A 7,674-nucleotide genomic window follows, 5' to 3' on the forward strand; every position below is an offset into this window, starting at 1 on the left:
CGGCAGCCAGCGATAGGCCCAGCTTTCCGGCACTGGCAGCCGTGCGCTGAGATATTCGGGGAAGCGTGTGTGATAGCTGGTGGTGAACGGCCGGCCGGCATTGCGGCAATAGCGCCGCGCCATGATGCCGAGCGGCCCTTCGGTGACGATGTGGATGTGGTCGGCCTTGCCTGCGTCGATCAGGCGCGCGACATGGCCGGGCGTGGTCAGCGCCAGCCTGATGTCGGGATAGGTCGGCAAGGGCAGGGTGCGAAAGATGTTCGGCGTCAGGAAATCCACGGCGACATCGAAGGATTTCAGCGTCTCGGTGAGCCGCTCCAGCGTGTGGACAACGCCGTTAACCTGCGGCCGCCAGGCATCGGTGACCATCAATATGCGCATGGCGGCCCTTTGCAGGAAAGGTCGACGGTTGCCTTGAGACGATGCCGGAACGGCGACCAGACCGCTGCTCTCGCTTCGCTCCAGCGCACCCGGACGGGCACGGGGTCGAAGTGAGGCGGCAAGGTCGAATCAATTGAGGTCGCGCGCTTCATGCGCGTTCTTGATCATGGTTTCATGACGGGCGGATGAAGCCTGTTTCCACTTTCGGTATCGTGCCGGTTATGCGGGAACCTTGATGATAGCGCGCAGTCCGCCGAGCGGGCTGTCTTCAAGGGTGATGTCGCCGCCATGGGAACGGGCGATGTCGCGGGCGATCGACAGGCCGAGCCCGGTGCCGCTGGCATCGAGGTTGCGGGCTTCGTCGAGCCGCACGAAGGGTTTGAAGACGTCTTCGCGCCGGTCGGCGGGAATGCCCGGACCATCGTCGTCGATGGTGACCAGCAGCGAGCCGCGGCCATGGGTGGCGTTGACTTCCACCGTCTTGGCATAGCGGAAGGCGTTGCCGATGACGTTGGACATCAATCGGGCAAAGGCGTTCGGCCGCACATGCACATCGGGGTCTCCGGCAAGCGTCGTCGACAGCTTGCGCTTGCGCAGCCTGGCTTCCTCGCCGAGCTTTTCGAAATAGGCCTCGAGATCGAACCGTCCGGCGTCTTCCGAAGCCTCGCCACGGGCAAAGGCGAGATAGCCTTCGAGCATCGACTGCATGTCGTCGATGTCCTGGTCGAGCGCGGCCTTGGTCTCGGCCTTGCCGCCGGAAAGCGCCAACTGCAGCTTGAAGCGGGTGAGGATGGTTCGCAGGTCATGACTGACGCCGGTCAGCATGGCGGTGCGCTGCTCGATCTGGCGCTCGATGCGTTCGCGCATCTGCATGAAGGCAAAGCCGGCGCGGCGAACCTCCTCGGCGCCGCGGGGCCGGAAGTCACGCGGCATCGGCCGGCCCTTGCCGAAACTTTCGGCGGCTTCGGCAAGCATCAGGATCGGCCGGATCTGGTTGCGCAGGAAGGGAATGGCGATCATCAGGAGCACCAGCGAGGTGCCGACCATCCAGATAAGGAAGATGTGGGTGTTGGAGGCATAGGCCTGGCTGCGGCGCACGAAGACGCGCAGCACCTTGCCCTCGAGCTGCACGCGCACCTCGACGATGTTGGAGTTGCCGACCGTGTCGATCCAGAACGGGCGGTTGATCTGGCGGGTGATCTCCGACGAGAGAACATCATCCAAAATCGAGAAAAACGGTTTTGGGCCAGGCGCGGGCAGCGGGTCGGGCGGCAAGAGGTCGACCTTCAACTGCATGCGGTCCTGGGCGATGCGTATGATGTTGGTGTAGTCGGCATCGCGCGGATAGGTTTCGATCAGGTCGATGATGGCGGCGATGTCGCGCACGGTGGCCTGCGACAGGCGCTGCGTCACGGTTGCCCAATGACGTTCCATGAAGACGAAGGCGACGACCGATTGCAGCAGGATCATCGGCGCGATGACGATGATCAGCGAGCGGGCATAGAGCCGCTTGGGCATATACAGCGAGACGAGGCGCCAGAAGCGGTTCCAGGCGCGCGGCACCGCCTTCAGCGTCCGCGCGGCGCGTACGCTCAAGCCGCCATTGCCCGGCTGTTCCAGTTCCGTGGTTGCCATTCGCTCATTTCGCTTGCCCGCAGCCGCTCAGCAGGCCGCAGGCGGCATTCTATTCCACGCTGAGCCGATACCCAATACCGCGCACGGTCTGCAGCCAGACCGGGTTGGACGGATCGCGCTCGATCTTGCGGCGCAGCCGGTTGATCTGGACGTCGATGGTGCGCTCGCCGACCTCCGAATCGTCACCGACAAGCTCGTGGCGGGGTATCGTCTCGCCGGCCCTTGCCGCGAAGATCGCCAGGATCTCCTGCTCGCGGTCGGTCAGCTTCAGCGCCTCGCCGCCACGCTTCAACTCGCGCCGGGCGATCTGGAAGGTGTAGGGGCCGAAGACCAACTGCTCGACCTTGGGCGTGGTCGCCGGGCCACCACGGCGAAGAATGTTGTTGATGCGCAGGATCAGCTCGCGCGGATCGAACGGCTTCGGCAGGTAGTCGTCGGCGCCGGCCTCAAGCCCTGAGATGCGGCTGTCGGTCTCCGACAGGGCCGTCAGCATCAGGATCGGTACGTTCTTTTCGGCTCGCAGCGACTTGGTCAGGTCGACGCCCGTTTCACCGGGCATCATGACGTCCAGCACCAGAAGGTCGAAGTCGAGGCCGGCAAGCTTGCGCCTGGCTTCGCCGGCATTGCCGGCGACGGTGACGCGAAAGCCGTTTTCGGTCAGATACTGCTTGAGAAGATTGCGGATGCGGGTGTCGTCGTCGACGACAAGCAGATGCGGCGCGTCGTCGTCCGGCGCGGCCGCGTGATCGACCCGTTCAGTGCTCTCCATGGCTTTTCCCTGACATTTTTGCGGACCCAACGTCGATCTGCGCCCTCAGTTCCGGATTGACCATCGCTTCGAGGAACCGTTCCACCAAGGTCCGTTCGGTTACTCCGGAATCCCCCAATGCAGCATGGATGCGGCGCGACTGTGGCCGCGCCAGCGCCAGCGCCAGCGCACGGCCCTTGGCGGTCGGATAAAGTTCGCGCTGTCGGCGGTCGCGCGGACCTTGCAACTGCACGACATGGTCGGTGTCGATCAACTGCTTGAGCACACGGGCCAGGCTCTGTTTGGTGATCTTCAGCACGTCGAGCAGTTCGGCGACCGTCAGGCCCGGCCTGCGGTTGACGAAATGCAGCACCCGGTGGTGGGCCCGGCCAAAGCCGTAGTCGGCCAGGATCTGGTCCGGATCGGAGGTGAAGTCACGATAGGCAAAGAAGAGCAGCTCGATAATGGCGAAGTCGATGCCGTCCTCGACCGACATCGCGGTCCTGATCGGTTTTCCGGCGGCTGGGCTTCGATCCGTCATTATTTCTCCGTGGGAAAGAGAGATTATGTCAGTACTATTGACGTAATTTCCCTGCAATGGTAATTTTTGACAAGCTTTTGGGCGGATTGCGAACGAAAAGGCAAGGGAAGCCGGTTTTTCCGGAATTTCCTGAGTTTGCCAGAGCGCAATTATCCGCTTACGCTCCACCATAAAAGCCGCTTTGGGCGGCCGACACGAAACACACAACGATACAAGTATCCGGGCTGCCGCCCGTGGGAGGTTACCATGGCATCCGTTCCCTTCGATCAACTCGATGGCTCCATCTGGATGAACGGCGAATTCGTCCAATGGGGTGACGCCAAGATCCATGTGCTGACGCACGGGCTGCATTACGCCAGCGCCGTTTTCGAGGGAGAACGCGCCTATGGCGGCGAGATCTTCAAGCTCAACGAACACACCGAGCGCCTGCATGAATCGGCACGCCTGCTCGGTTTCAATATCCCCTATACGGTGGCCGAGCTCAACGACGCCTCATCCACGCTTCTCAAGAAGCAGGGTTTCCAGGACGCCTATGTCCGGCCGATTGCCTGGCGCGGCAGTGAGCAGATGGGCGTCTCGGCGCAGAACAACCGCATCAACTGTGCCATCGCCATCTGGCAATGGCCGAGCTATTTCGATCCTGCGCAGAAGCTGAAAGGCATCCGTCTCGATGTGGCGGAATGGCGCCGGCCCGACCCGCGCACCGCGCCTTCCAGGTCGAAGGCAGCCGGCCTCTACATGATCTGCACCATGTCCAAGCACGCCGCCGAGGCCAAGGGCTATGCCGACGCCATGATGCTCGACTGGCGTGGCCAGGTCGCCGAAGCGACCGGAGCCAACATCTTCTTCGTCAAGGAGGGCAAGATCCACACACCCAAGCCTGACTGCTTCCTCGACGGCATCACCCGCCGCACGGTCATTGGGCTGGCCAAGGATCGCGGCCTGGAGGTGATTGAACGCGCCATCCTGCCGGAAGAGCTGGAAAGCTTCGAGCAGTGCTTCCTGACCGGGACGGCGGCGGAAGTGACGCCGGTTTCCGAGATCGGGCCTTACCGATTCGAGGTCGGCGAAATAGCCAAGAATCTTATGAATGACTATTCTGCGGCCGTTCAGCCCAAGCACGCGATCGCCGCAGAATAACGAAAGTCACAGCTTTTTTAGGAAGTAGGGGCGGTTTTCGGGCCGCCCCTTTTATTTCAGCGTTTCTGCATTTGACTTTCGTCCAATTCGGCGTCTCATGATGGTGTCGGCCCGGGAGGCTGACAGCTATGGAGGGACTAATCATATGGACATGAACACGCTTCTTCCGATCATCATACAGGTGATTACTGGCGTCATCGGTGGTCAGGCGGTCGGTGCGGCGCTCAAGACGGCGGCGATGGGTCAGCTTCCCAAAATCCTGGGCGGAGCCATTGGCGGCGTCGGCGGTGCGGCGATCCTCGGCAGCCTGCTGGGTGGCGGTGCGGTCGATCCGGCGGCTGCGGCAGCAGCAACGAGCGGTCTCGGCAGCGCGCTGAACCTGCAGAACATCGTCGGCGGCGCCGGCGGCGGCGCGATCCTGACCGCCATTCTCGGCGCGGTCATGGGCGCCATGAAGAAGTAGGCGGGCCGTTAAGGTCTTTTCAAATGGGCGGCTTCGGCCGCCCATTTCCGTTTTCGGAGCTACCGATGTTCGTCTTGCGAGGGTGGACGCCCTTTGTCCGCGCCTCTACATCACCCGTGAACATCGAAAGGACGATCATGGGTCAGCTCAATGCCGGCATCGTGCCGGTCACACCGTTCCAGCAGAATTGCACCATCCTGTTCGACATGGATGACAAGCATGGCGTCGTCGTCGATCCTGGCGGCGATATCGACAAGGTGCTGGCGGTGCTGAAGGACAATGCGATCTCAGCCGGGGCGATCTGGATAACGCATGGCCACATCGACCATGCCGGCGGCGCAATGGAGTTGAAGGAGGCGCTCGGCGTCGAGATCATCGGTCCGCATGAGGCCGACAAGTCGCTGCTCGACAATCTGGAAAACCAAGGCAAGCGCTACGGCATCGCCGGAGCGCGCAACTGCGTGCCCGACCGGTTCCTGTCCGAAGGCGAGACCGTGTCGTTCGGCGGCCATGTGTTCGAGGTGCTGCACTGCCCCGGCCATGCACCAGGTCACGTCGTATATTACAACCGCGCGGCCAAGTTCGCCCATGTCGGCGACGTGCTGTTCCGCGGCTCGGTCGGCCGCACCGACCTGCCGGGTGGCGACCATGCGGCACTGATCGCTTCGATCAAGGACAAGCTCCTGCCGCTCGGCGACGACATCGGCTTCATCTGCGGCCACGGTCCCGGCGGACGTTTTGGCGAGGAGAGGCGGACCAATCCTTTTCTCGTTTAGAGCAATTCACCATTTCACGGAAACGGCGGGGCCGCTCTAACCCTTTGTTCTGACTCAATTCCCAAGGGAAAACGCTTCGCGCTTTTCCCGGGAAACCGTTTCACACTTTTCCTGGAATTGCTGTAGGGCGTGCCGATATTCGCCTGCCCCAATCCTGTGATGCTCCAAACAGAAAAGCGCTGGCCTTGCGGTCAGCGCTTTTCTGTTGGGGCAGGGAGGCCCTGGTTTAGTTCGCCGTGCAGAAATGCTGTTCGCCGTCATTACCGGTGAACGTGCCGGTGCGGGAATTGAAGGTGCGGTAGCGGTCCGAGCAGTATTCGTACCAATCACGCGTCCACGGCTCGGCATAACGATCAGCGTAGACCACCCGCGGCTCCGCATAGTAGCGGCGGACCGGGGCCGGGCGCACCACCACGTCACGATCGTAGTAACCGTCATCGTAGTAGCGGTCAGCGTCGGGCGGCGGGCGGTCATTGGCCAATGCGCCGCCGATCAGCGCACCGGCCGCGAGGCCGAGCACGCCGGCGGCAATGGCATCGCCGTTGCCATGATGGCCATGATGGCGGCGCCAATCACGTGCGTTGGCGGCGGGCAAGGCCGAAAGCGTGGTGGCGACCACGGCAGCGGCCAGGACGGCGGTCTTGAAAATTCGGTTCATCTCGGTCTCCTTCGTGCCGGCCCGTGTAGTTTCGGGGATGCGGTCCGGCTTTACCAAAGACTAATATGCAACCGTGGCTGAACGGGGGCTGAACGGATTTCGACGAATTTATTCACAACAGGCGTCAAAGGTCACACGCCTCCAGGGAGCGAAAACCATCGCCGGTCCAAGCCGGCTCAGCCGACCGACAGATTGACGGCCTTGGGTCCCTTGCCGCGCTTGTCCGGCTCGGTGTCGAACGACACTTTCTGGCCATCCTCCAGGCCGGGAAGGCCGGACGCCTGCACGGCTGAAATATGGACGAAAACATCCTTCGCGCCATCATCGGGCGTGATGAAGCCGAAGCCCTTGGCATGGTTGAAGAATTTGACGGTGCCGGTCTGCGGCATGGGAAGCTCCTTTGTCCCATAAACTCCAGTCTCGGGCCGGCAAATGCCCGAGTGGAAATTTGTCCTTTATTTTAGCGTCATCGGCAAGAGAAAGTTTTGCGGGCGTCTAAAGCACGTTGCGGCACGCTTTGGGTCTTTGTTTTATGCAAGTCGTAGCCCAGAACCTGGCGGCTTGGGCGACATCACCGGCCCGCGCCTTCGATAAGGAAAAGGCGCGACGAAGATCGCCGCGCCTTTCAAAATTCAGATCCCTCTCCAGGCCAGGTGCAGGCATGGAGCCTCCGTCGCACGTCCGAGTGACATGCGGCGCGCCGATGGCTCAGGCTGCGCGGAGGTTGACGGCCTTGGGGCCCTTGCCCATGCGGTCCGGCTCGACGTCGAAGGTGACCTTCTGGCCGTCAACGAGCGTGCGCAAGCCGGAGGCTTCGATCGCGGAGATATGGACGAACACATCCTTGGCGCCACCATCGGGCGTGATGAAACCGAAGCCTTTGGTCGCGTTGAAGAATTTAACGGTGCCGGTCTGGGCCATTGGGGAAACTCCTTCACCCGTTCAGTCTTTGGTGGTCCCGCCCGCCGCCTGGCGCAAAGGGCAGTTCCCGGTGGTTGCTTCGGCAGTCATGCATTGGCGCATGGTCAAACCCCCCGCCGAAAACGGGGCCGTCAGAGATTCACAGTATCGGGGAAAGGTCGTCCAAAACGTTCCGCTCTCCGGGTCGCAAATGCCCGAACACGGAATTTATCGCACGGAAACGTGATGGTTGCAAGATACCGCCGCGGGCCGCCGTACTGGCGCATCCCGACGCATCAATCGACTGACCTGAGCATCGATGGGCTCGGCATAGGCTTGCTTGCCGGCCGGGTCATCGGCCAGAGCCGGGCCACGAATGGGCCAGACATCGCGGCGCGCTGACCTCCCTTTCGGTCCAGGCGCCGTTGTCGG

The 7,674-nt window shown here is 62.1% G+C and carries 11 protein-coding genes; 4 read left to right on the top strand and 7 right to left on the bottom strand.

Annotation, left to right across the window (positions count from 1 at the left end; all coding sequences use genetic code 11):
- From EN939_RS13515 to EN939_RS13530, 4 genes are all read right to left on the bottom strand, one after another.
- On the bottom strand, positions 1-381 hold a 381-nt coding region (locus EN939_RS13515), incomplete at its 3' end, for a glycosyltransferase (RefSeq protein WP_164750978.1).
- A 219-nt stretch (positions 382-600) separates the two neighbouring features.
- Positions 601-2,016, bottom strand: coding sequence for an ATP-binding protein (locus tag EN939_RS13520; RefSeq protein WP_127268417.1), 1,416 nt, complete (start codon positions 2,014-2,016; stop codon positions 601-603).
- A 49-nt stretch (positions 2,017-2,065) separates the two neighbouring features.
- Positions 2,066-2,785 carry a response regulator gene (locus EN939_RS13525; protein WP_013530014.1) on the bottom strand — a complete coding sequence of 240 codons (720 nt, stop codon included), beginning with the start codon at positions 2,783-2,785 and terminating at the stop codon, positions 2,066-2,068.
- Positions 2,772-3,305 carry a MarR family winged helix-turn-helix transcriptional regulator gene (locus EN939_RS13530; RefSeq protein WP_027039379.1) on the bottom strand — a complete coding sequence of 178 codons (534 nt, stop codon included), beginning with the start codon at positions 3,303-3,305 and terminating at the stop codon, positions 2,772-2,774. The genes EN939_RS13525 and EN939_RS13530 overlap by 14 nt, the downstream gene beginning before the upstream one ends.
- Positions 3,306-3,551: 246 nt before the next feature.
- Here EN939_RS13530 and EN939_RS13535 point away from each other — a divergent pair, with 246 nt between their 5' ends.
- The 3 genes from EN939_RS13535 to EN939_RS13545 all read left to right on the top strand — a co-directional run bounded on the left by EN939_RS13535 (position 3,552) and on the right by EN939_RS13545 (position 5,684).
- Positions 3,552-4,445, top strand: a complete 894-nt coding sequence (locus tag EN939_RS13535; RefSeq protein WP_127268418.1) for a branched-chain amino acid aminotransferase — start codon at positions 3,552-3,554, stop codon at positions 4,443-4,445.
- Positions 4,446-4,590: 145 nt separating this feature from the next.
- Positions 4,591-4,908, top strand: coding sequence for a hypothetical protein (locus tag EN939_RS13540; protein ID WP_023809804.1), 318 nt, complete (start codon positions 4,591-4,593; stop codon positions 4,906-4,908).
- Between the two features lie 137 nt (positions 4,909-5,045).
- On the top strand, positions 5,046-5,684 hold the full coding sequence (locus EN939_RS13545; RefSeq protein ID WP_127268419.1) for an MBL fold metallo-hydrolase: 639 nt from the start codon (positions 5,046-5,048) through the stop codon (positions 5,682-5,684).
- Between the two features lie 226 nt (positions 5,685-5,910).
- Here the strand turns inward: EN939_RS13545 and EN939_RS13550 are convergent, their stop codons facing one another.
- The 3 genes from EN939_RS13550 to EN939_RS13560 form a co-directional block, all read right to left on the bottom strand.
- Positions 5,911-6,342 carry a BA14K family protein gene (locus tag EN939_RS13550; RefSeq protein ID WP_127268420.1) on the bottom strand — a complete coding sequence of 144 codons (432 nt, stop codon included), beginning with the start codon at positions 6,340-6,342 and terminating at the stop codon, positions 5,911-5,913.
- A 176-nt stretch (positions 6,343-6,518) separates the two neighbouring features.
- A complete protein-coding gene (locus EN939_RS13555; RefSeq protein ID WP_013530020.1) occupies positions 6,519-6,731 on the bottom strand; it encodes a cold-shock protein in 213 nt (70 codons plus the stop codon).
- Positions 6,732-7,050: 319 nt separating this feature from the next.
- Positions 7,051-7,263 (bottom strand): cold-shock protein, encoded by a 213-nt coding sequence (locus tag EN939_RS13560; RefSeq protein ID WP_006202520.1) that lies wholly within the window; start codon positions 7,261-7,263, stop codon positions 7,051-7,053.
- Positions 7,264-7,488: 225 nt separating this feature from the next.
- On the opposite strand from EN939_RS13560, the gene EN939_RS38035 reads away from it, so the two are divergent.
- A complete protein-coding gene (locus EN939_RS38035; RefSeq protein WP_164748816.1) occupies positions 7,489-7,644 on the top strand; it encodes a hypothetical protein in 156 nt (51 codons plus the stop codon).
- The last annotated feature ends 30 nt before the right edge of the window (positions 7,645-7,674 follow it).

This window comes from Mesorhizobium sp. M7A.F.Ca.CA.002.05.1.1, assembly GCF_003998335.1.
Lineage (GTDB): Bacteria > Pseudomonadota > Alphaproteobacteria > Rhizobiales > Rhizobiaceae > Mesorhizobium.